The organism is Candidatus Omnitrophota bacterium (assembly GCA_034717435.1).
Lineage (GTDB): Bacteria > Omnitrophota > JAUWXU01 > JAUWXU01 > JAUWXU01 > JAYELI01.
This window is the reverse complement of sequence record JAYELI010000001.1, coordinates 1-21,254: the sequence shown is the minus strand read 5'-3', so window position 1 is coordinate 21,254 and position 21,254 is coordinate 1. Positions and strand designations below refer to the sequence as shown.

22 protein-coding genes are annotated in these 21,254 nt (G+C 41.7%); 21 read left to right on the top strand and 1 reads right to left on the bottom strand.

All coding sequences use genetic code 11. The features are described 5' to 3' along the window. The 11 genes from U9Q08_00110 to U9Q08_00060 form a co-directional block, all read left to right on the top strand. Positions 1 to 590 (top strand): Panacea domain-containing protein (locus U9Q08_00110; protein ID MEA3328134.1); only part of this gene is annotated, 590 nt, incomplete at its 5' end. Continuing rightward, complete coding sequence (locus tag U9Q08_00105; GenBank protein MEA3328133.1) at positions 571 to 948, top strand: hypothetical protein; 378 nt, start codon at positions 571 to 573, stop codon at positions 946 to 948. The genes U9Q08_00110 and U9Q08_00105, both read left to right, overlap by 20 nt. 5 nt (positions 949 to 953) lie before the next feature. After that, on the top strand, positions 954 to 1,247 hold the full coding sequence (locus U9Q08_00100) for a hypothetical protein (protein ID MEA3328132.1): 294 nt from the start codon (positions 954 to 956) through the stop codon (positions 1,245 to 1,247). After that, positions 1,247 to 1,468, top strand: a complete 222-nt coding sequence (locus U9Q08_00095) for a GIY-YIG nuclease family protein (GenBank protein MEA3328131.1) — start codon at positions 1,247 to 1,249, stop codon at positions 1,466 to 1,468. Before U9Q08_00100 ends, U9Q08_00095 begins: the two co-directional genes overlap by 1 nt. A gap of 265 nt (positions 1,469 to 1,733) precedes the next feature. Beyond that, entirely contained in the window at positions 1,734 to 2,645 is a 912-nt protein-coding gene (locus tag U9Q08_00090; protein ID MEA3328130.1) for a DUF4325 domain-containing protein, read from the top strand. Positions 2,646 to 2,837: 192 nt separating this feature from the next. Continuing rightward, entirely contained in the window at positions 2,838 to 3,842 is a 1,005-nt protein-coding gene (locus U9Q08_00085) for a patatin-like phospholipase family protein (protein ID MEA3328129.1), read from the top strand. Between the two features lie 284 nt (positions 3,843 to 4,126). After that, a complete protein-coding gene (locus tag U9Q08_00080; GenBank protein ID MEA3328128.1) occupies positions 4,127 to 4,330 on the top strand; it encodes a cold shock domain-containing protein in 204 nt (67 codons plus the stop codon). Positions 4,331 to 4,413: 83 nt separating this feature from the next. Continuing rightward, on the top strand, positions 4,414 to 4,623 hold the full coding sequence (locus tag U9Q08_00075; protein ID MEA3328127.1) for a cold shock domain-containing protein: 210 nt from the start codon (positions 4,414 to 4,416) through the stop codon (positions 4,621 to 4,623). Between the two features lie 181 nt (positions 4,624 to 4,804). After that, a complete protein-coding gene (locus U9Q08_00070) occupies positions 4,805 to 5,596 on the top strand; it encodes a pseudouridine synthase (protein MEA3328126.1) in 792 nt (263 codons plus the stop codon). Continuing rightward, positions 5,559 to 8,747: a UvrD-helicase domain-containing protein gene (locus U9Q08_00065; protein ID MEA3328125.1), complete on the top strand. Its 3,189-nt coding sequence runs from the start codon at positions 5,559 to 5,561 to the stop codon at positions 8,745 to 8,747. Before U9Q08_00070 ends, U9Q08_00065 begins: the two co-directional genes overlap by 38 nt. After that, the gene (locus U9Q08_00060; GenBank protein ID MEA3328124.1) at positions 8,725 to 11,550 is read left to right on the top strand and encodes a PD-(D/E)XK nuclease family protein; all 2,826 of its coding nucleotides are present in this window, start codon (positions 8,725 to 8,727) and stop codon (positions 11,548 to 11,550) included. The genes U9Q08_00065 and U9Q08_00060 overlap by 23 nt, the downstream gene beginning before the upstream one ends. 8 nt (positions 11,551 to 11,558) lie before the next feature. Here U9Q08_00060 and dusB read toward each other — a convergent pair whose 3' ends face one another. Further along, on the bottom strand, positions 11,559 to 12,512 hold the full coding sequence (gene dusB / locus U9Q08_00055) for a tRNA dihydrouridine synthase DusB (GenBank protein ID MEA3328123.1): 954 nt from the start codon (positions 12,510 to 12,512) through the stop codon (positions 11,559 to 11,561). 158 nt (positions 12,513 to 12,670) lie between these two features. On the opposite strand from dusB, the gene U9Q08_00050 reads away from it, so the two are divergent. From U9Q08_00050 to U9Q08_00005, 10 genes are all read left to right on the top strand, one after another. After that, positions 12,671 to 13,906 (top strand): NAD(P)/FAD-dependent oxidoreductase, encoded by a 1,236-nt coding sequence (locus U9Q08_00050; GenBank protein ID MEA3328122.1) that lies wholly within the window; start codon positions 12,671 to 12,673, stop codon positions 13,904 to 13,906. Continuing rightward, on the top strand, positions 13,903 to 14,502 hold the full coding sequence (locus U9Q08_00045; GenBank protein ID MEA3328121.1) for a Maf family protein: 600 nt from the start codon (positions 13,903 to 13,905) through the stop codon (positions 14,500 to 14,502). The genes U9Q08_00050 and U9Q08_00045 overlap by 4 nt, the downstream gene beginning before the upstream one ends. 15 nt (positions 14,503 to 14,517) lie before the next feature. Then, entirely contained in the window at positions 14,518 to 15,168 is a 651-nt protein-coding gene (locus U9Q08_00040; protein MEA3328120.1) for a hypothetical protein, read from the top strand. A 19-nt stretch (positions 15,169 to 15,187) separates the two neighbouring features. Further along, on the top strand, positions 15,188 to 15,328 hold the full coding sequence (locus U9Q08_00035; protein MEA3328119.1) for a hypothetical protein: 141 nt from the start codon (positions 15,188 to 15,190) through the stop codon (positions 15,326 to 15,328). A gap of 24 nt (positions 15,329 to 15,352) precedes the next feature. Further along, positions 15,353 to 17,605 carry a spermine synthase gene (locus U9Q08_00030; protein ID MEA3328118.1) on the top strand — a complete coding sequence of 751 codons (2,253 nt, stop codon included), beginning with the start codon at positions 15,353 to 15,355 and terminating at the stop codon, positions 17,603 to 17,605. A gap of 163 nt (positions 17,606 to 17,768) precedes the next feature. Continuing rightward, on the top strand, positions 17,769 to 18,893 hold the full coding sequence (gene amrS, locus U9Q08_00025; protein MEA3328117.1) for an AmmeMemoRadiSam system radical SAM enzyme: 1,125 nt from the start codon (positions 17,769 to 17,771) through the stop codon (positions 18,891 to 18,893). Between the two features lie 6 nt (positions 18,894 to 18,899). Continuing rightward, complete coding sequence (locus U9Q08_00020) at positions 18,900 to 19,112, top strand: hypothetical protein (GenBank protein ID MEA3328116.1); 213 nt, start codon at positions 18,900 to 18,902, stop codon at positions 19,110 to 19,112. A 1-nt stretch (position 19,113) separates the two neighbouring features. Next, positions 19,114 to 19,506, top strand: coding sequence for an ACT domain-containing protein (locus tag U9Q08_00015; protein MEA3328115.1), 393 nt, complete (start codon positions 19,114 to 19,116; stop codon positions 19,504 to 19,506). A gap of 9 nt (positions 19,507 to 19,515) precedes the next feature. Continuing rightward, entirely contained in the window at positions 19,516 to 20,679 is a 1,164-nt protein-coding gene (locus U9Q08_00010; GenBank protein MEA3328114.1) for an iron-containing alcohol dehydrogenase, read from the top strand. Positions 20,680 to 20,877: 198 nt separating this feature from the next. Continuing rightward, positions 20,878 to 21,102: an NIL domain-containing protein gene (locus U9Q08_00005; protein MEA3328113.1), complete on the top strand. Its 225-nt coding sequence runs from the start codon at positions 20,878 to 20,880 to the stop codon at positions 21,100 to 21,102. The last annotated feature ends 152 nt before the right edge of the window (positions 21,103 to 21,254 follow it).

The window sequence follows — 21,254 nt, the reverse complement described above, 5'->3', positions numbered from 1 at the left end:
AGGATATAGAAGTAGTGCTTGAAAAAACTGCGGAAAAGAAGCCGAAGGAGAAAACCGGTATAAGGATAAGCGTTCCGCAGAAAAACCTTGATAAATTCAAAGAGGTTTTGCTTTATGTTTTAAGCAATGTCGGGTCAAAACCAAATGTGGGAGAGTCAGTTCTATATAAGCTTCTTTATTTCATCGATTTCAACTACTATGAAAAATATGAGGAACAGTTAATTGGAGCCACATATATTAAAAATCATTATGGCCCGACTCCGACTGAATTCATCAAGATCGTTGAGGATATGGAAGGAAAAGACCTGAAAAAAGTTCAGGACAGTTACTTCCAGTATCCACAAACTAAATATCTGCCTCTAAGACCTCCGGATATGAGCAAAATCAATATTACAGGAAATGAACAGAAGCTTATCGATGATGTTATAAATTCGCTTTCGGATATGAATGCGAAACAAATAAGCGAGTATTCGCATAATGATGTTCCTTGGCAGACAACGGAAGAAGGCGAAGCAATAGATTATGAATCAGTTTTCTATCGTACCCCACCCTATTCAGTGAGGGATTACAGTGACGACGATATTCAATGACATACGTAAACTCGCTGAATTCGAGAAGGATTTCAAGAAGCTTGCCAAAAAATTCCGAACGCTTGAAGACGATCTGAATGCCTTTATCGCCAATCAGCTGAAGCTTACGCATAAGAAAAATATCGATAATAAAGGCGTGGTCAGAATATCCGATCTTGGAATCGAACACCCAAAGATATACAAGGCCAGAAAATTTGCTTGCAAGGCATTAAAGGGAAAAGGTGCCGCAAGCGGTATCCGGGTAATTTACGCATACTACGAACAGGATGATATTATCGAATTCGTAGAGATTTATTATAAAGGCGTTAAGGAAAACGAGGACAGAGAAAGAATAACGAGACATTACGGTAAAGGATGAACACAATGAAGCGATCCAGAAAAAGCCAAACCAAGCATGATACAAAAGTTATTTCAATAGCCAGAAAGCTTGAAAAGCAAGGGTTTGAGGTAAAGGCAGATGTTCGGGGTTATGAACAGCCCGATACCATTCGTGGATTCCGGCCCGATGTTGTTGGGACAAAAGGGCGTCAGAGAAAAATTCATGAAGTTGAGACCAAAGATTCTGTGGATAGCTCACGGGATCAAAAACAACAAAGAGCTTTTAGGCAAGTGGCTGATCAGAGTAAAAATAGCACATTTAAGCGAACCATAACCTAATCAAAAGTAATGATAAAAGCCTTTATCTGGGGATTAGTATTGATATTAACCGCCGGTTAAAAGAGCATAATAGACGAAAAGGCGGTGCTTACACCCGGGCGCGCCTTCCTGTAAAACTAATATACAAAGAAAATTTGCCGTCTAAATCTAAAGCTCTTAAACGTGAAGCGCAAATAAAAGGCTTATCGCGAAAAAAGAAACTAGAGTTAACAAGAACATAATTTCCCCCAAGCAAAATCTGCTTGGGGTTTTTGTTAGTTCGAAGAAATTTTGCCAGTCGAGGGGCCAATTACCCTTAATATTCTAACTTTACAATAAAAATAAAATTCACTTTACAATACTTTACAATTATAGTACACTCAAAGCATGCAAAACATAAAAGATTTAATATCGAAGCAAATTAAAAGCAAGGGCAGTATAAACAGCTATACCATCGCTAAAATTTGTAATATCTCACGGCAAGCCGCTCACCAACATTTACGCGAATTGGTTAAATCACAAAAAATTCTCAAAATCGGCAAAACAAGGGGTTCTTATTATATTTTATTCTCAAAAAAAGAGGCAAAAAAATTAAAGGAAGCGGATGAGATATACAAAACGAGGTTAAAGAACAAGAAATTACAAGAAGACTATGTATATGACAAAATTTTTTATAAGTTACCTTCTCTAAAAAAAACACAAAAGAATACCCATGATATTATAAGATATTCTTTTACTGAAATGCTTAACAATGCGATTGAGCATTCCGGTTCTAACTATATAGACATAGCGTTAATTATAAGCAGTGATATAGTGAGCTTTGACATTATAGATAAGGGTATAGGAATTTTTAAACACATACAAGAAAAGTTTAAACTAACGGATGAATATGAGGCGTTGTCCGAAATTTTAAAAGGCAAAAGAACCACGATGCCGTCAAAGCATACAGGAGAGGGCATATTTTTTACTTCAAAATCCGTGGATTTATTTAAAATTGAAAGCGCGAGAATAGGCCTGATTATTGATAACAAAGCAGATGATATCTATACCGAAGAAATAAAACACCGCAAGGGCACAAAGGTATTTTTCCAAATTAACAAAAAAACCAGAAAAGATATAAACGCAATTTTTGCCCAGTATACCGATAGTGATTATAAGTTTAATAAAACAAAAGTAAGCGTTAGGCTCTATCATAAAAATGTAGAGTATACTTCGCGGTCTCAGGCCAGAAGACTTGTTATGGGATTAGATAAATTTAAAATGGTTATTTTGGATTTTAACCAGGTAAAAACAATAGGCCAGGGTTTTGCCGATGAAATATTCAGAGTCTTTCAGATGAACAATCCCGGAGTAGTTATAGAGGCTATAAATTGCTGCAAAGCCGTGGAGTTTATGATTAAACGGGTAAGAAATCAGTAAATAGGTGTTATCTTTACAATAAGTTATAATTCAAAAGGAGGATTGCAGCCGCTGTGAGGAATTAATTAATGATAGGGCGCATTGTCCAAAAGATTTGTGACCCGGGGATTTAACTTTTATCCTGAATAAAATAAAGAAAGGAACTTTAAGAGCAGAGTTTGAATACAAAGGGCTGTTCGGTAAAATATAAAAATGAGTCTTTCAAAAAAGAAAAAACCTAAAATAGGATTAGCTTTGGGAAGCGGCGCGGCAAGAGGACTGGCGCATGTAGGGGTATTAAAGGCGCTGACGGAAGAAGATATATCTATTGATATGATAGCAGGCTCAAGCATGGGCGCACTTATCGGTGCCTGTTATGCAAGAGAAGGGAAAATAGACGATTTTGAGGAAATAGTCCTGAAGATTGGATGGAAACAATTAGCCCGGCTAGCAGACCCTAATTTAGCTTTGCTCTTCAAGGGGGTTATCCACGGTAAAAAGGTTAAAGAGCTCTTAACGCCTCTAATTGGAAATATTGAATTCAAAGATTTAAAGATCCCTTTAGCGGTTGTAGCTGCTGACGCCAATACAGGTGAGGAGGTAATAATAAAAAAAGGTTCGGTAATTGAGGCTGTTAGGGCAAGTATATCTATACCGGCTATATTTACGCCTGTAAAAATTAAAGGTAGATTTTTAATGGATGGGGGAGTAGTGAATCCTATTCCGGTAAGCGTAGTTAAGAATATGGGGGCAACGTTTGTTATCGCCTGCAATACAATCCATAAACCTCAAAGAAGGAAATCTTTCGGCTCGATAAAGAAACAAAGATTGCCTGCGGCAATTTCAAAGACCCAAATTAAAAATGCAGCTTTAGTAGCCCTGAATAATAAAATAAATAAACTCGTTCAAAATAATAAGGTCAAACTGAAAGGTTTTCAAAGACTTGTCTCTATCTTCAAAGCAAAAGTTTATAAAAGAACTCAAAGACTGGATCCGGGTACTCCGAATATATTTAATACCATAATGCAGGCGCTCTATGCTATGGAATATGAAATAGCGCAGTCAAAAATAAAAGAAGCAAATATAATAATAGCTCCTGATACCGGAAATATCGCAGTCTTAGAATTTTACCGGGCTAAAGAAGCTATATTAAAAGGACATAAAGCAGCAAAGGAAATCCTAAGTCGTGCAACCGTCCCATTAAAACCTTTAAATTAAGTTTGTTATCAAAATCGACCGGTCCGAAGAATCAGTTTCCCGTAACTTTCCTATTTGCAGGAAGTTAGGCAACAAATATTATCAAGAGTAATCTTCAAGCAGATTTTGTTTGAGGTTTATTTTTATAATTTGGTTGACAAGCAAAAAAAGTTAAAGTATACTAAATCCAGTAGTAAATAGGGGAATAGAAGTCTTAGACCGCAGGGTAGAAGAAAATTCGCCGTGCGTTTTTTTGTTTCTGCCATTATTTACTAAAATTTAACAAGAAGGAGGTGTAGTAAGTAATGGCAACAGGAAAAGTTAAGTGGTTCAGTGACCAAAAGGGTTATGGTTTTATAACGCCGGATGATGGAAGCAAAGATTGTTTTGTTCATCACAGTGTAATCCAAGGTGAAGGCTTCAAGAGTTTAGGCGAAGGCCAAGCAGTCGAGTTCGAAGTCGAAGACGGCCCTAAAGGTCCGCAAGCCACAAAAGTAACAAAGATGTAACCTAAAAAACAAATAAGGCCCGATTATAACTACCGGGCCTTATTTATCTGTGCCCCGAAGAGATATTAAGGAGATGATACGACATGCATACAGGAATAATAAAGAAACTGGTTCGCGATAGAGGCTTTGGTTTTATCAGCGATACAGACGGCAGGGAAATATTTTTTCACCAGAGCAGCCTTATAGGCATTACATTCGATGCCTTAAAGGGAGATGAAAACGTTGAGTTTGATGTCGAGAAATCCGACAAAGGGCCGCGCGCAGTTAATGTGAGCATTGCCAAACAGCAATAAAAGCCGATTCTTTAGAACACCATCCCAAGCAAAATCTGCTTGGGATTTTTTATTAGGGGGAGTATAATGCCGGGGGCAGGGATGAATGATATTATAAAATTTGCAGAATCATACCACCCGGCGCGGTAGAATAAAAGAGGCATAAGGAGGGTCCGGATATTCCGATGCCTTAAGGAGAACAATGCAGCGTATACAGAAAATTTTGAGTAATTACGGCTTTTGCTCAAGAAGAAAAGCCGAAGAGTTGATTAAGGAAAGAAAAGTAAAAGTTAATGACAGAATTGCCTCTATTGGAGATAAGGCATCGGAGAATGATAAAATTTATGTTGATAGAAAACTTGTGCGGGAACAAAAAAAGGTCTATTTGATGATTAATAAGCCCGTTGCCTGTGTTACTGCGCTGAAAGATGGTTATTTCAAGACAGTTATGGATTATGTTAGAATAAAAGAAAGGGTTTTCCCGGTAGGAAGGCTGGATTGTAATACGTCCGGGCTGCTGCTTTTGACTAATGATGGAGATTTTGCCAATAAAATAACTCATCCAAGATATGAGATAGAAAAGATATATTTTGTTGAAATTGATAGGCCGATAGCGGAAAAAGAGATAAGATTGATAGAAAAAGGCATTAACCTGAAAGACGGCAGGACTTCTCCGGCAAAGATAAAAAGGTTTAAGAAAAACCAGCTGGAGATTGCAATTCATGAGGGAAGGAATCGAATTGTCAGGAGAATTTTTAAGAAACTGAACTTTAAAGTAAAAGCGCTTCATAGAGTAAGCATAGGAAAACTTTCTATCGGGGATCTAAAGCCGGGAAAATATCGGTTTTTATTAAAAAAGGACAGGGAAGAGATATTTAAGCGCAAAAAGGACGCTTTAACATTTAACAGAACAAGCAGATTGTCGAAAAACGGAGCTTCAACAGCAATAACGGAAAATGGCAAAGGTTACCATAGACGCAAAAAAATTGCTTAAATTTCCCTGCGTAGATGTTGTAGAAGCATCAGCGGGGTCGGGAAAGACATATGCCCTTGTCAAACGATATGTCCGGCTGATCATAAACCCCGGCCCGGAAACCGGCCAAACCCCTCTCAAGGCTATATTTGCCGTTACCTTCACCAACAAAGCCACAATAGAAATGAAACAGAGGATTCTTGAACTTCTCAAGCGGATAGCGCTTAACTCATTTTCCGATAAGAACGAAAAGAATGATATATTTTCATCTTTCGCCGTTGAAGCTTCCTCTGCCGAAAAAATAGCTCGTAGCGCGGTCAATGACATCATAAGCCGGTATAACTTTTTCCAGGTCCAGACCATAGATAGTTTTATCAACATGCTTCTTAAAGGGTGCGCGTTCCGCCTCGGATTCGCATCCGATTTCCGGATAAAGAAAAACCACCTTGCATATCTTGAATACAGCCTTGATAAGCTCATAGACAGAGCGGCGTCGGATAAAAAAATACTCAATATTTTCAGGAACTTCCTTGATTATTACCTTTTTGTTGAAAATAAAGACGGCTGGTTTTCCAAAGAAGACATACTCAGTCTCATAAAGACGTTATATGGTTATAGTAATACTTATGGCGGTATGTTCAGAAAGCCGGATAAGGGAGCAAAAAATCTCAGGGTCAAGAAACAGGAGATTATAAAGATAATAGGCGATATAGCGCCTGAGCTGCCCGTTGATACAAACAAACGCTTTGTGAAAAGCATTTGTATTTTTCTTGAGAAAAACAAAAGCGCGTTTGATATAGAGAAACTTTCAAAATATTTCGAAAAGGAAGTTTTTCCCGTAAATAAACGTGCTTTGGTGCCGGAGAATATAGCCAAGCTGTGGGATAAGGCGCGCAAAAATCTTGCCCTATTATGTGAATGGGAATCAACGGCGATATTCAGGCCTTATATCGATATATTCAACCTTACCATGGATGAATTCGGGAAACTTGCCGGAAACGATGAGGTAATATTTCTCGAGGAGCTGAATAGCCGCGCGCAGGGGCTGGCGGATGATAAGGCGGTGACTGTCGGTGAAATTTATTACCGTCTTGCCACGCGGTTTCGCCATTACCTGATAGATGAATTCCAGGATACAAACAGGCTTCAGTGGAAGAACATGCGCCCCATGGTGGAGGAAGCTCTTTCCTCGGCGGGGTCCCTGTTTTGCGTAGGGGATAAAAAACAGGCAATTTTCCGGTTCCGGGGCGGAGATGTTTCACTTTTTGATTCAATCCGTAATGACTTCAGGAATTTAAACCCGAAAGAGACTGTTCTTTCGAAGAATTACCGCAGCCAGAAGGAAATAGTGGAATTCAATAACGGGATATTTTCACGGGAAAACCTCAATTTTTTCATGACAAAAATGCCGGAACTGCAAAAGGATCTTCCCTCCTTTTCCGATGAGGATTTCCGGAAGGTTACGGATGTCTTTAAGGATTCAAAGCAGACCCGGAAAGAGGAGAATAAATACGGATGTCTCAGAATTGAGGCATTTGAATCACCAACCGTAGATGAAAAAAATATCGTTATGCGCAAAAAGCTGATATCTCTCATCAAGCGCCTCAGGAAGAGATTTCCGGCGGGCGATATTGCGATTCTTACCAGAGAAAACAGGGACAGCAAGCTTTTTACCTCGTGGCTGCTTGAAGAAAATATTCCGGTTGAATCGGAAAGGACGCTTAGTATACGCGAGCACCCGCTTATAAAGGAGCTCGTATCATTTCTGGTGTTTTTAAATTCACCGATCAATGATCTGTCATTCGCTTCGTTTATACTGGGCAGTATTTTCCAGAGAGCATCAGGAATAAGCAGGGATGAGATAACAGACTTTCTTTTTAGCCTGCGTATTAACCGCAGGAAAGAGAAAGGGATTTATTTATACAGGAACTTCAGGAAAAGGTTTCCGGCCGCCTGGGATAGTTTGATAGATGAGTTTTTTAAAAATGCGGGGTTTGCGCCTTTATACGAGCTTATGATTACCGTACTCGGTAAATTTGAGGTGTTAAAGAGCTTTCCCGGCTGTCAGGGGTTTTTTATGAAGCTTCTTGAAATTATAAAAGAAAAGGAAGAGGATTATTCGGGAATATCTTCGTTCCTGGAGCTTTTTGAGGAAATAGAAGAAAGAGAGCTTTATGTTAATGTTACACACGCCGATGCAATAAGGATAATGACTGTTCATAAATCAAAAGGGCTTGAGTTTCCCGTGGTGATAATACCGTTTCTTGAAATAGATGTAGTGGTTGGTTCGGGCGGAGCGGGTATCAGGAAGCCGTATGTAGTCAGACAGGGTGATAGCAGTGAGTTATACCTCCTTCAGCTTAAGAAAAAATACGGGGCATATTGTGAAGGTTTAAAAAGGGAATATACGGACGAATACATAAGGTCGCTTATAGATGAGTTGAATGGCCTTTATGTGGCTTTTACAAGGGCGAAGCACGAACTCTATGCTTTTATACCGTCAAAGACGGGCAACAATAAGAATAACCTTGCGCGCCTTCTGATACCTTCTGAAAACTACACACGCGGCACCGAAAAAGAGTATAACCAGCTGGCGGATAAGAAAGAAAAACCCATTAAGAAACTTCCCATTTCGCAATTTTCGGACAATTGGCTGGATATCTTGAAAGATGAGTTTAAAGGCCGGGCCGAGATCATCAACAGGGATAAACTCGCCAGGGGGACGGTGATACATTTTATACTGTCTTGCGCAGGAAATCTTCATACCGAAAATAAGGATGTAGTCCTTAAGACGGCAAGAAAAAAGGTGCGGGTAAGATTTCCCTATGTCAGGGATCTTGATGAATGTGTCTTAGTGGCGCAGAATATCTTAGAAGATCAAAAATTCAAGCCGTTTTTTTATCTAAAAAAAGGCAGTGTGTATCGGGAAAAAGAAGTGGTGGACAGGCTGGGGCGCAAAAAAGTAATCGACCGTCTTATAATAACCCCCAAAGAAACGTGGGTGGTGGATTACAAAAGCTCCCGGGATGAAACCGGCCTGCAGATTGCGCAGATTAAAGAGTATATGGGTTTGGCAAAGTCGCTTTATCCTAAACTAATGCCAAAGGGTTTCCTGATTTACATGGATACTCTCGAACTGGAAGAAGTGTATGGAACGGGTAATAACCTTTGATCTTAAAGAAGATTTTATAGACAAGCTCGCCGGCTTTATTGACTCTAACTTCATAAAAAAAGGCGCTGATCTAAGCCGCCTTGCCTTTGTCTTCGAAGGCAAAAGGCCGGGCCTCTTTTTAAACCGGGCGCTGGCTAAAAGGGCGAAAAATAGTTTTTATCCACCGGTGTTTTTCTCCATAGACAGGTTTATTGACTACACACTTTCGAAAAAGGCGCCTTTTGCAAAAATGCCCGGCATGGAATCATGCTACCTGATATACACCCTTGCTAAAAGGATAGCGCCGGAGGTTTTAAAAAACAGGGAGAAATTTTCGCAGTTTCTGCCCTGGGCAAGGGAAATATCCAACTTCATAAATTCGCTGGATACCGAAGACATTCCCTCCGATAATCTGAGAAACATCGAGGCCAATGCGGATATAGGATATGATATTCCGGATAACATAAATACTTTTCTTAAAAATATAATCGAACTCAGGAAAGCCTATCACAAAGAACTCTCTGAGAAAAATTCTTTTCCCAGGGGGTATGCTTATCTTTCTGCGTCAAACGCGGTTGGGAAAGTAAGTTTTGATGAGTTTGACAGGATATTCTTCTGCGGTTTTTTTTATATACAGAAGACAGAACGCAGGATAATCAAACATCTTTGCGATACAGGCAAGGCAAGTCTTATTTTCCAGGGCGACGGGAATAACTGGCCCGTCTTAAAGAGCATGTCGCAGGAATTATCCTGCCCGATCAATCCGGCCGGAAAAAAGAAGGATGCCTGTTTTTTAAATCTGCACGCTGCCTTTGACAGGCACTCACAAGTTTGCGCGGTAAGGGAAATATTAAAAGGGATAAGGGAGCCCGGGTCCACGGTTGTAGTGCTGCCGGACGCTGCCAGTATGATACCGCTTGTTTCCGAAATAGGATCTTTGGCGGGCGAGTTCAATGTCTCGATTGGGTATCCGCTCAGAAGAAGCTCGCTTTATTCTCTTTTTGAATTCATAACGCAGGCACAAAGGGGGAGAAAAAGCGGGGAGTACTATGCCAAAAATTATCTAGCCGCTCTCAGCCAGCCCCTGGTTAAGAATCTTAAGATACTGCCAAGTTTCAGCGCCACCAGGGTTGTTGTGCATAAAATAGAAGAAGCGCTTTTAGGCGCCGAACGCACGCCCTTGAGCGGCCGGCTGTTTATAAGACTTGAGGAAGTTGAAAACGACGAGAAGATTTTTAAATCTGCCTCAAGGACACTAAAAAACATGGATATTGAGGCAAGCCCTCTTGAGCTTCAGAATGTAATAAGAGAACTTCACTCGCTTTTATTTATTTGCTGGGAAAAGGCAGGGAATTTTGGCGATTTTGCTGTATCGTTAGGTAACCTGCTTGATGCGCTGGTTGAGAAAAGCGCTATAAGAAACTACGGATTAAACCTCAAGATAGCAGAAAGGATGTATTTGGTAAAAGATGAATTATTGAATGCGCCTTTCTCAAAAGAGGATTTTACAAAAGAAGAGGTGTTTAAGATATTCCGGAACATGATTGAAGGCGAAATGACGGCATTTGCCGGCTCGCCGCTTAAAGGATTGCAGATTCTGGGTATTCTTGAAACACGCTCTCTTAATTTTAAGAATGTTATTATGATGGATGCCAACGAATCCATATTGCCGCGGCTGCGTATGCAGAGGCCGCTTATACCGCATGATGTTGCCTTGGGCGCCGGACTTGAAATAATCGGCAGGGAAGAGGAAATACAACGTTACCAGTTCAGGAGGATAATCTCTGCGGCGGAAAACGTGCATCTTGTTTATGAAGAAAACTTCCGGAAAGAAAAAAGCAGGTTTATAGAGGATCTTTTATGGCAGATAGAAAAGGATAAAAAGGCATTTGACGTAACTCCCATTCCGCAGATGAGCTTTTCGGTCAATGTAATGCCGGCCGGGATAGGGGTAAAGAAGACCGGGAAGATGATTGAGTTTTTGGAGAACCACCGGTATTCCGCCACCAGCCTGGATAAATATATACATTGCCCGTTAAGGTTCTATTATAAATATGTTTTGGGGCTTAAAGAAAAAGAGGAGTTGGCCGATGGCCCGGAGGGCGTAGAAATAGGAAGATTTATCCATGAACTCCTGGAGAATACATTTGAGAGGTTTATCAATAAGAAGCCGCAAATAGATGAAGAATTTCGCGGCGAATTCTTTGCGGAGTTTGATAGGAGATTTAAGCAGTTTTTCGGCAAAAGAATCAGGTCCGGATCATTCTTGCTTGAGAATGTGATGCGCTTTCGCCTCGAGCGGTTTCTTGACTTTGAGAAGAATGATCCCAACAGGCAGGTAGAAGAGATAATTTGCCTTGAGGATAAATTCCAGGAGAAGATAGAGTTTTCCGGTCATGCGTTCGATTTTACCTATATAATGGACAGAGTGGATAGGCTCAAGGATGGTTCCATACTGATACTGGATTATAAAACAGGTACCCGGGCGCTAAAACCCCAGAAGGCCGCTAAATTAGAAGGGCTTGAGTTAAACAGAGAATCCATAAGGGACGGGATAAAATCGTTTCAACTGCCTTTGTATTATTATTTCGAGAAGAAAAAACGCAAAAAAGAGATTTTAAACGCAGCGCTCTATGGCTTAAGAAACCTTAAGCTGGCTTACTTATTTGAGGAAAAGGCAGATATAGAAAAATCAATGGATATTTATATGAAGGCGCTTGATTTTATACTGCACGAGATAGTAAATCCTAAAAAGCCGTTTACAGCGGACCGCGAAAACGAAAATAACTGCCGCCATTGCCCTTTTTTCTATTTGTGCAGGTAAGATTGACTTTACAGAAATCCACCTGCGCGGTTTATTAGATTAATCAATTCTTTATATGAGCCTGCTCTGCATATTTGTCCGCGGACACTTGCAGCGTTAAAGATACCTTTTAAATACCACATCGTTACCTTTCTCATAAACCCTATCTTATTGATGTCTGGTAGGTCTTTATATTTTTTTATATAAGCAAGATGCTTTTTAAGGATCTTTTTCTTTTTGGGCAGGCTCGGAGTTTTAGCGGGCCGGCCGTTTTTCAGATGATTCTCGATATTTTTGAATATCCAGGGATTGCCGAGCGCGCCCCTGGCTACCAGGATCCCGTCGCACCCTGTTTCTTCAAACATTTTCTTAGCCATCAAAGGGTTAAGTATGTTTCCGCTTCCGAACACAGGTATCTTTAAGGCGGTTTTCACGGCCTTTATCGATTCATAGTCGATATCGCCGGAATAACCCTGTGATTTTGTTCTGCCGTGCATAAAGACGATCGAAGCGCCGTTTGCCTGGCATATTTTGGCGATTCTAACAGCTTCTGTGACATCTTTTTTGTTAAAGCCGGTTCTTAACTTGACCGTAACCGGAATTTGCAGTTTGGAAGATAGTTTTTTGATGATTTTACCGAGCATGACTGTGTTTTTTAACAGGGCTGCCCCGGCGCCTTTGTGTGTTATTTTTTTTGCCGGACAAGCGCTGTTTATATCCAAAAAAGATATATCGACAAAGTTTAAAAGTTGTTCGGCGGCATCAAGCATTACCGAAGGGTCCGCGCCTACCAATTGCGCGGCCAGGGGCGCGTCTTTCTTGAGGGTTTTCAGCAGGCGCTTGCTTTTTGAAGAGTTGTAAAGCATTGATTTTGCGTCGAGCATTTCGAAGAAACAATGCGAGGCGCCTAATTTGCGGCTTATAAGCCTGAAGGCGAGGTCTGTTACGCCGGACATGGGGGCCAAATATATTTTCCGTTCCATGAAGGTTATTATACTATTCTGAGCGCAGAAAATAAAGATAGTTTTATAGCGGAGCGGAAAAAGGCTGTAAATTCACCGGGAAAAGTGCTATTATTATCAAATGAGGACAGTGTTATAATTCCGGGAATTCCGGAATTCGAATTAGGAGTGTTTTGTTTATGGAACGATTCAATGCAGTTATAATTGGGGCAGGGCCGGCCGGCATGATGGCCGCGATCCGCGCCGCAGAAAGAAACAAAAAAGTTCTTCTTGTTGAACGAAACAATATTCCCGGGAAAAAACTTCTTATCTCAGGGAAAGGCAGGTGTAACCTTACAAATTCCTGCGGTATTGAAGATTTTCTCGGGAAATTTTCCGAATCGGGAGTTTTCCTGAGAAATGCCTTCGCGAGGTTTTTTAACACCGGTCTTATGTCGTTTTTTGAAGACGCCCGTCTTAAACTTAAAACAGAGCGGGGTGGACGCATATTTCCGGAAAGCGACAGGGCAGACGATGTCTTAAATGTCTTAAGAGCAAAATTAAAAGACAAAAACATTAAGGTCCTTTCAGGCCAGCGCGTGCGCCAGATCATTAGAAAGGATAAGAAAATAGAAGGTATTTTAACCCATTCCGGTAAACGTTTTTTAACAACGCGCGCCGCTATTGCCACAGGCGGACTTTCCTGCCCCCAGACAGGCTCGACAGGCGACGGATATAAGATCGCTGAAAGGCTCGGTCATGAGATTATATCTTTAAAACCGGCTCTTTCTCCCGTTCTCGTCAAAGAAAAATTTATAACAAACTGGCAGGGTATATCGCTTAGGAATGTGCGTTTAACGCTTTTTAGCGGCGGGAAAAAAATAAGTGAAAGATTTGGCGAGATGCTGTTTACTCATTTTGGTTTATCGGGCCCTGTTGTCCTTGATATAAGCGCCTCGGTCTGCGATGCCCTAGAGCTCAAAAACGACACGGTAATATCCGTTAACTTCAAGCCTGCCTTAGACCACAAAAAACTAAATGCCAGGTTACTACGCGAATTTAAAACAAATCCCGGGAAAAGCATAAAAAATATATTTAAGAACCTCCTGCCCCAGGGTATAATAGGACAGTTTCTTCAGTACTGCGGTATAAACGGAGATAAAAACGCAAGCCAGGTCACAGCCGGGGAAAGAAAAATGCTTATTAAAGGCTTATTTGGTTTAAGGTTGACCGTTAAAGGCGTGATGCCGGTCAAAGACGGTATTGTTACAAGAGGCGGCGTGAATACAAAACAGATAAACCCAAAGACCATGGAATCAAAGCTTGTAAAGGGGCTTTTTTTTGCGGGCGAGGTAATAGATGTAGATGCCAAAACAGGCGGATACAACATGCAGGCAGCGTTTTCTACCGGATGGGTTTGCGGAGATAATATATGAAGCACAAAATAATATTGGCTTCAGCCTCAAAGAGGCGTTCAAAGATACTTAAAGAATGCGGGATATTACACAGGGTTGTTATAAGCAATATTCTCGAGAAGATGGATCACGAAAAAGGAGTGAAGTTCAATGTCCTGCATAATGCCCGGGCTAAGGCCGAAACAATAGCGGGTAGATACAAAGAGGGTTTTGTTATTGGTGCCGATACTGTTGTTTTGTCGGGAAAACGCCTTATCGGAAAACCAAAGACAAAAAAAGAGGCAAGGTCCCTTCTCAGGGTATTTTCAGGAAAAATAATTCTTGTTTATACCGGCCTTTGCGTAATAGACGCAAAAAAAGAAAAATCAGCAAGCGGGGTTAGCGTATCAAAGGTCCGTGTCAAAAGGCTTTCGCGCAAAAAAATGGATGAATTCCTGAAAATAGCCGGTCCTCATGATAAGGCCGGCGGTTTTTCGATAGAAGGCCCCGGGGTTTTTATATTCGATAATATAGAAGGATCATTTTACAATGTATTAGGCCTGCCGATGATGAAGCTTGATGAACTTTTTAAGAAATTGGGCGTGGATCTTTTAAGTTATTTGGTGTTATCCAATTAAGGAGAACGAAAGCGTATGAACCGGGTAAAAACAAAGTCAATCGAGAATATTAAACGCAGGATGGCCGGAATTGATTCTAAGTCTCTAAGATATCAGGTGCTTAGAAACGTTAAAGACTTCAAATCCTCGTGGATAAACCTGGGGCAGGCGCTTTACACGGTGTGGAAGGATAAACTTTACAAAGAATGGGGCTATAACCAGTTTGACGCATATACGTCAAAGGAAATAGGTATAAGGAAGCCAACAGCGATGAAGCTCCTAAAGTCCTATTACTTTCTTGAGAAGGAAGAACCGCGTTGTTTGAGAAAGGACTTTTCCGAAAATGCTGCCGCTGTAAAAATTCCATCATATGAGACTGTGGACGCATTGCGCCTTGCCGGCAAGAGAAAAGACATAGATAAGGCAGAGTATGCGCTTATAAAAAAGAATGTTTTTGAATCGGGCAGGGATGCGCAGGATGTCAGAGCCACGCTTACTCAGCTAATAAGGGAACGTAAAGAGTTTGAACCTGAAGAGGCGCGCGCCAAAAAAAGAATGGCGGTAATTAAACGATTGCTCGGTCTTTTGAAATCAGTGCGGAGGGAGATCGAGATAACAAAGATCCTTCCGGTCGAGATAATAAAAGATACCGGCAAATTGATAAACAAGATAGAGGGTGTTGTATAGTATAAACAAGGAGGTTAAGATGGCCATACACCGTAAGGCCAAGGTTAAGATCCACAGGAGACGCAGGAGAAAAGCGAAAAGGGAGCGTCTCAAAGCCAAAGAGTTGAAAGTTGAAGACTTTTTCAGCGGTGGATTCTATATCGGCAAAAGAAAAGAATAATTAATTATTAAAGCGGTCAATCAGGTGAGACGGGCATTTATATCAGCCATAGTAATATCAGGCCTGAGCGCAATGGTGGCTCAGATTTTGCTTTTACGGGAGCTGTTGATAGTCTTTCGGGGCAACGAGCTTAACGTCGGAATTATTCTGGCTAACTGGGTGGCGCTGGAGGCGGCGGGTGCCCTGTTTCTGGGCAGGATAGTAGATAAAATTAAGGACAGGTTGAAGGGATTTATCTGGCTTTTGCTTGTTTTTTCAATCAGTTTTCCGGTTGTCCTTTATTTATGCCGCACACTAAAAGAGATTCTGAACATCACTGTTGGCGCAGAACTGGGATTTGGCTGGATATTTTCCCTATCTTTTTTGATACTCCTGCCGTTAAGCTTTTCCCATGGCGGGCTGTTTACATTTGGATGCAGGATCTACCACTCGCCGGTTTCTCAGCCGGGCCGTTCAATAGGCCGGGTATATGCCTGGGAAACACTGGGCAGTATCTTCGGAGGCCTGGCGTTTACCTGTTTCTTTGTCCGCCATCTTAATTCCTTTCAGACGGTTCTTATAATTAGTTTGTTAAATCTTTTCCTCTGCTTGATCCTGTTGAATTTCAAAATCCCCCCTGATAGGTTCTTGAAATCGCTTACCGCGGTATTTTTTATTGCCTGTTTATACCTGGTGTTCAGTCCCGGGGCAGAAAAGATACATCAGTTTTCTATTAATAAGCAGTGGAGGAAGTTCCAATTACTTGATTATCAAAACTCCATTTACGGCAACGTGGCAGTTACCCGGAGGTGCGGCCAGCATTCGTTTTTTTTTAACGGCGTTCCGGTGCTCACTGTGCCTTATCCCGATGCGGCTTTTATCGAAGAATTCGGCAACATTCCTTTGCTTTTTCATCCCCGTCCCCGGAACATACTTATCATAAACTCGGGGGCCGGGGGGGTAATAAATGAAATTTTAAAGCATCCAATAAAAAATATCGATTATCTGGAACTAGATCCTTTGATCTTAGAAATGATTAGAAAATATCCCGTTTCTTTGACCGAGAAAGAGCTTATTGACCAAAGGGTAAATGTTAAAAACTTAGATGGAAGGCGGTTTGTCGAAGAAACCACCGATACCTATGACCTGATTTTAATTGGGATAACCGAACCTTCCGACCTGCAGAAAAATAAGCTTTTTACGGAAGAGTTTTTTTCTTTAACAAAAAAAAGATTAAGAAAAAAAGGAATATTGGCGTTTACCCTCCCCGGATCTTTGTCTTATTTAAACCCGCAGTTAAGAGACGTTAACAGTTGTATTTTTAACAGCCTTAAAAAAATATATCCTTTTGTCCGGGTTATCCCCGGGGATAATAATCTGTTTTTAGCCTCTAAGAACGAAGATATATTGAAGGCCGGGCCTGAACTGCTTGTTGAAAGGATAGGCTGCCGGAAGCTAAAAACAAACCTTCTTTCGCTTTCTTATCTTAGATACAGGTTCGGAGCCCGCCGGCTTGGCTGGTTTTTAGATACGCTTAAAAGCGCAACCGGTAAAACCAATAAGGATTTCAGACCCCTGGCAGTATTCAAATATAGCTCCTTTTGGAATACCCGGTTTTCCCCGCAGATGGAAAAGGTTTTTAGCGCGTTGGAAAAAATAAATTTAAAAGTGATATCCGCGTTGATCCTGGCCCTGTCGGCAGCAATCTATCTGGCCTATTCTCTCAGCCGGCGGTTTAAGAAAGTGAGCGTGGCTTTTTCTATCTTTACTACCGGGTTTTTCGGTATGCTGATCAACCTGATCCTGATTTTCGGATTTCAGATACGTTATGGCTGTCTCTATTACCAGATCGGCTTGCTCTTGACCGCATTCATGTCCGGCATAGCGCTGGGCAGCATTTTTATCACCAACAGCTTAAGCCGGATTAAGAGAAATTTCCTTGTTTTTCTAATTTTGGAATTTTTGGTAATACTTTTGGCCGTAGTGCTTCCTCTGGTGATCGCTAAATTTAGCAAACCTTTTTTTCTCGCGTTTTGTTTTATGACCGGACTGGCGGTAGGGAGCCAGTTTCCCCTGGCTAATAAGATGTATCTGGGTGCTGCTGATGAAACGGGATCCGGCGCCGGATTTCTCTATGGCTCTGACCTGTTTGGCGGGTGGCTTGCCGGAATGCTGGGAGGGGTGGTATTATTGCCTGTTTTAGGGTTAGTTAAGACCTGCCTGGTTGTAATTATACTTAAATTTGCCAGTCTGGCAATACTGTCCCTTTCCAGAAGGAATTTAATAAGTAAATTTTAACGCAGATTAACGCAAATCTAACGCAGATGGTCGCAGATGTTTTCTCTATCTGCGTATATCTGCGTGCAATTTGCGAGAATCTGCGTTAAGAAAGAATAGAGGAATTTCACGAAGTTTATTTACTTATTGAAAGTTAGGCTCTGATGCAATATAATAAAAACCAATGAATAAATTTTACAGGTTAATCTTTATAGCGATTATCATGTCTGCGATGCTGGTTGCAGGCAGGGCAGGAGCAGGCGAAGATGCCGATTCTGGCTTGAAGGAAGCAGTTTACTGGCAGAAACTGCCTGACGGAAGGGTGCGTTGTGATCTTTGTCCCAATCGCTGCGTGCTTAAAGATGGTGAATGTGGACTGTGCACGGTAAGAAAAAATAAAGGCGGTAAACTATATACGTTGGTATATGGTAAGCCCTGCGCTGTTCACATAGACCCGATAGAGAAAAAACCATTTTTTCATGTAGCGCCGTCAAGCAAGACCTTTTCTATTGCTACTGCCGGCTGCAATCTGCGCTGCATATTCTGCCAGAACTGGCAGATCTCCCAGTCCCGGCCCGGGGAGACAAGAAATTATAATTTGCCCCCGGCCAAAACAGTAGAAGCTGCTCTTAAGAATGGGTGCCGGATAATTACCTATACCTATACTGAGCCGACTGTATTTTATGAGTATATGCTGGAAACGGCTAAACTTGCCAAGGCCCGGGGATTGATCAATACCATGCATAGCTGCGGGTATATAAACCCAGCCCCGCTTCGGGAGCTATGTAAATGTATGGATGCTGTCGACATAGACCTTAAAGGATTTAATGAAGACTTTTATAGAAAAATGAGTTCAGGCAGGCTGGCGCCGGTTTTAGAAGCGCTCAGGATAATTAAAGAGGAAGGGGTTTGGCTCGAGATAACCAACCTGGTTATTCCCACGGCTAATGATGACCCTGAAAGTATCCGCAAAATGTGCGAATGGATAAAAGAAAATCTGGGCGAAGACACACCCCTGCATTTCAGCCGTTTTCATCCGGATTTTAAGTTAAAAGACCTGCCGCCTACGCCTGTTGAGACGTTGGAAATGGCCAGAGATATAGCGCTGGACGTTGGTTTGAAATATGTTTATATCGGAAATATTCCCGGTAACCCTGCTGAGAATACCTATTGTCCGGATTGTAAAAAGATCCTGGTGAAACGGACGGGCTATATGGTTTCTGAGAATAATATTGCGGATAATAAATGTAAGTTCTGCGGCTGTAAGATAGCCGGCAGGTGGGATATACTTGATAAAGGGGGTGAGTGAATATAGGTGAAAGCATTTTTAGTGGGGATTATTTTCTTGATAGCAACAGTTATTTTTATCGGATTAGGGTTTTTGTTTTTCCCCTTGCTTTTGGTAATGTGCGTCTTTTTAAGATTTATCCTGGGAATAGCGCTTCTTGTTCTGGCTATCTGGCTGCTGGGTAAATTTATTATTTTTGTCTGGGAATCATTGAGGAAAAAAGAAAAAGGAGGGCAGTAAAATGATCGATCGAATCAAACAGTTAACAGTAGTTACCGAGGATAAGGCGGGTATGCTTTCAGAGGTGGTCAACCTGATCGCAGCGCAAAACGTGAACATCAATGCTATTGATGCCTACGGCATGCAGGGAAAAGCAAGATTCCACATTATTACCGAAGATAATCAAAAGGCCTCGTCCGCGCTGCAGGCTAAAGGCTGGGAAGTAAAAGAAGAAGAGGTCGTAGCAATCGATCTGGAGAATAAACCCGGCGTGCTGGCCGGAATAGCGGCAAAACTTAGGGAAAGCGATGTAAACCTGCTTTATTGCTATGGCAGCGCAGGCGGCCGCGGGATCTTTGCCCGTTTTGTGATGAAGGCCGAAGATAATGATAAGGCTGTGGAGGTTTTGGGTTAAAAGGGGAAAATGCTTAATTTTCTCTGTCATATTCCGACCAGGGTTTTATTCGGCAGGAATCAGATTGAGCAACTGGCCGAAGAAGTCAAAAGGTATTCCCGGCGTATCCTGGTCGTTACCGGCCGGGAAAGCGTTAAGAAATACGGGATCTATCAGCGGGCGGCAGGAATTTTAAAAAAAGCGGGAATTACCTATTTTGACTTGAGCGGAATCAAGCCGAATCCGCTTCTAAGCAGGGTCTATGAAGGAATTGAGCTTTGCCGCAAGGAAAATATAGACTTTGTCCTGGCTGTCGGCTCAGGCAGCGTGATCGATACTGCTAAGACTATTGCTGCCGGAGTAAAGTATAAAGGCGATGTCTGGGACTTTTACCTTAAAAAGGCAAAACCCCGGGATTGTCTGGGCGTGGGAACAGTGCTTACCCTGGCTGCTGCCGGGTCAGAAACGAGCGTAAACGCAGTTATTACCAATGAAAAAACCCAGCGCAAACTTGCCTTTGGTTCTTTTTTGATCAGGCCGAAGTTTTCCATACTTGACCCCGTTTATACCTTTACGGTTCCGAGGATACACTCAGCTGCCGGGATAGTTGATATTATGTCCCATGTCTTTGAGCAATATTTTAGCCCCACCCGGAGTGCCGGGGTGCAGGACAGGATTTCAGAAGCAATTCTAAAGACATGTATCCATTACGGCCCGGTTGTATTGAAAGAGCCGAAAAATTACGAAGCGCGGGCAAATATTATGTGGGCAGGATCACTTGCCTTAAATGGTTTTCTCGGCCTGGGTAAGATCGAAGACTGGGCAACCCACAGGATTGAACATGAGGTGAGCGCTATTTATGATTTGACTCACGGTATAGGCCTGGCGATTATTTTCCCCAACTGGATGAAATATGTTTTAAATGAAGAGGCCGTCCCGATGTTTTCAGATTATGGGAATAATGTCTGGGGGTTAGGCAGAAATAAAAATCCTCTTGAGATCTCAAAGCAGGCTATTTTAAAAACAAAAGGTTTTTTTGCCGGGCTGGGTGCTGCGGTCAGCTTGAAAGAAGCGGGGATAAACGAAGAAAGGCTGGAAGAGATGTCTAAAAAGGCAGTGAGCTTCGGCGAGCTGGGAGAAGTTAAGAAACTAAATGACAGGGATGTCTTGAATATTTTAAAGATGTCACTTTAATAAACGCGGATATACGCAGATCTAACGCAGATTTACGCAGATGAATCGTAAAGAAATCTGCGACTATCTGCGTTGGATCTGCGAGAATCTGCGTTAAAAATGTTTTTTCAAATAAAAAATGCTATTGACGAATGCTTATTAAGGTGGTAAAATTAAAACAGGTAGCAGAACAAGGTAAACAGATAAAAGGCGGAGCCGATGAAAATTAAAATTCAAGTGGAGCTGACTTTTCCCGCAGACCTTAAAGATGAACCCGTGCTTTACAAGATGGGCCGCGATTTTAAGGTTATTCCTAATGTCTTAGAGGCCTCTTTTTCGACCGAGATGGGCTGGGCCATAGTTACCATGGAGGGCGAAGAAGCCGAGGTCAACAGGTTATTTGATTACTTAAGGACAAGGAACGTAACTATAACCCGTAGATAACAGCAGCCCGGGACTAATCCCGGACTGCCTATTTTCTCCTTGACAAAGATTTTTTTATTTGCTATACTTTGTGAAAAGTAACACAAAGTCTGTGAATTCTATTACGAATTGAGAGGTTATTGAGGATCGATGAGCAGCAAAAAGGTGCCTGA

What these genes read in the sequence shown, in the direction of transcription:
- U9Q08_00100 (MEA3328132.1), top strand. Translation starts at nt 954, where the DNA reads ATGAAGCGATCCAGAAAAAGCCAAACCAAGCATGATACAAAAGTTATT.
- U9Q08_00085 (MEA3328129.1), top strand. Translation starts at nt 2,838, where the DNA reads ATGAGTCTTTCAAAAAAGAAAAAACCTAAAATAGGATTAGCTTTGGGA.
- U9Q08_00080 (MEA3328128.1), top strand. Translation starts at nt 4,127, where the DNA reads ATGGCAACAGGAAAAGTTAAGTGGTTCAGTGACCAAAAGGGTTATGGT.
- U9Q08_00075 (MEA3328127.1), top strand. Translation starts at nt 4,414, where the DNA reads ATGCATACAGGAATAATAAAGAAACTGGTTCGCGATAGAGGCTTTGGT.
- U9Q08_00070 (MEA3328126.1), top strand. Translation starts at nt 4,805, where the DNA reads ATGCAGCGTATACAGAAAATTTTGAGTAATTACGGCTTTTGCTCAAGA.
- U9Q08_00065 (MEA3328125.1), top strand. Translation starts at nt 5,559, where the DNA reads ATGGCAAAGGTTACCATAGACGCAAAAAAATTGCTTAAATTTCCCTGC.
- U9Q08_00060 (MEA3328124.1), top strand. Translation starts at nt 8,725, where the DNA reads ATGGAACGGGTAATAACCTTTGATCTTAAAGAAGATTTTATAGACAAG.
- dusB (MEA3328123.1), bottom strand. Translation starts at nt 12,512, where the DNA reads ATGGAACGGAAAATATATTTGGCCCCCATGTCCGGCGTAACAGACCTC.
- U9Q08_00050 (MEA3328122.1), top strand. Translation starts at nt 12,671, where the DNA reads ATGGAACGATTCAATGCAGTTATAATTGGGGCAGGGCCGGCCGGCATG.
- U9Q08_00045 (MEA3328121.1), top strand. Translation starts at nt 13,903, where the DNA reads ATGAAGCACAAAATAATATTGGCTTCAGCCTCAAAGAGGCGTTCAAAG.
- U9Q08_00040 (MEA3328120.1), top strand. Translation starts at nt 14,518, where the DNA reads ATGAACCGGGTAAAAACAAAGTCAATCGAGAATATTAAACGCAGGATG.
- U9Q08_00035 (MEA3328119.1), top strand. Translation starts at nt 15,188, where the DNA reads ATGGCCATACACCGTAAGGCCAAGGTTAAGATCCACAGGAGACGCAGG.
- amrS (MEA3328117.1), top strand. Translation starts at nt 17,769, where the DNA reads ATGAATAAATTTTACAGGTTAATCTTTATAGCGATTATCATGTCTGCG.
- U9Q08_00015 (MEA3328115.1), top strand. Translation starts at nt 19,114, where the DNA reads ATGATCGATCGAATCAAACAGTTAACAGTAGTTACCGAGGATAAGGCG.
- U9Q08_00010 (MEA3328114.1), top strand. Translation starts at nt 19,516, where the DNA reads ATGCTTAATTTTCTCTGTCATATTCCGACCAGGGTTTTATTCGGCAGG.
- U9Q08_00005 (MEA3328113.1), top strand. Translation starts at nt 20,878, where the DNA reads ATGAAAATTAAAATTCAAGTGGAGCTGACTTTTCCCGCAGACCTTAAA.